The following is a 1,161-nucleotide window of genomic DNA, read 5'->3' as shown; positions in this document are numbered from 1 at the left end:
AGGGTGCGGTACAAGCTGAATCTTCTGAGAGTGACTCTTCAAGTGATTCAACTGATGGCGATACACTGCAGTAATTGGCTTTGATATGACGAATGAAGCAGAAGCGTTAGGCCGCTTGCGTAAAGATATAGATCGAATTGATAGTGAAATTCATCGTTTGCTGAATGAGCGTGCAAAATGTGCGCAACAGGTTGCTGAAGTAAAGCAAGCTGCTTCAAATGGTGAAGAGGTTCAGTACTATCGTCCTGAGCGTGAGGCGCAAGTTTTACGCTCAGTGATGGAGCGCAATGAAGGCCCTCTCCCTGACGAGGATGTGGCGAAACTATTTCGTGAGGTCATGTCTTGTTGTTTAGCCCTAGAGCGCCCTCTCAAAGTTGCTTACTTAGGCCCAGAAGGTACATTTACGCATGCTGCGGCACTCAAACATTTCGGTCATTTCGTAAAAGCGGAACCGCTTTCAGCTATTGATGAAGTATTCCGAGAAGTAGAGTCGGGGCAAGTGAACTATGGCATCGTGCCAGTTGAAAACTCAACTGAAGGGATTGTTAATCATACTTTAGACAGCTTTATAGACTCACCTTTATTTATTGCAGGTGAGGTAAAGCTTCGCATACACCACAACTTGCTCAGCGGAACTGAAACCAAGCTTGAGAATGTGACCCGCGTTTATGCGCACCAGCAGGCGCTAGCACAATGCAGAAAATGGTTGGATTCGCATTGTCCGCAGGTTGAGCGTATTGCTGTATCGAGCAATGGTAAGGCTGCGAAACTAGCCGCTGAGGAGCCTGGAGTTGCTGCCATCGCAAGTGATATGGCGGCAGAGCTCTACGATTTAGATTTCCTAGCAAAAAATGTAGAAGACAGTCCTGATAACACGACACGTTTTCTTATTATCGGTTCTGAGGTCGTGCCTGCGAGCGGCGAAGATAAAACATCAATTATGGTTTCAGTGAAAGATAAGCCGGGTGCTTTGTATCACGTCTTGGAGCCATTTCAGCGTCACGGCGTGAATATGAATCGCTTAGAGTCTCGGCCCTCTAATAGTAGTACTTGGGCTTACGTTTTCTATATCGATTTTGATGGTCATTTTGATGATGAGAATGTTCAGGCGGTGATCAAAGATATTTCGCCAGATGCCGTCGACATTAAGCATCTTGGTTC

Annotated in this window: 1 protein-coding gene; it reads left to right on the top strand. The window is 46.2% G+C overall.

From position 1 onward, the window contains the following. Positions 1-85: 85 nt before the first annotated feature. Positions 86-1,161: prephenate dehydratase (gene pheA, locus A3762_RS24425; RefSeq protein WP_068758065.1), on the top strand; the 1,076-nt coding region annotated here is incomplete at its 3' end.

The sequence above is a fragment of the Oleiphilus sp. HI0125 genome (assembly GCF_001635355.1).
Note: the sequence above shows the minus strand (reverse complement) of the source record. Positions and strands in the feature narration are given on the sequence as shown.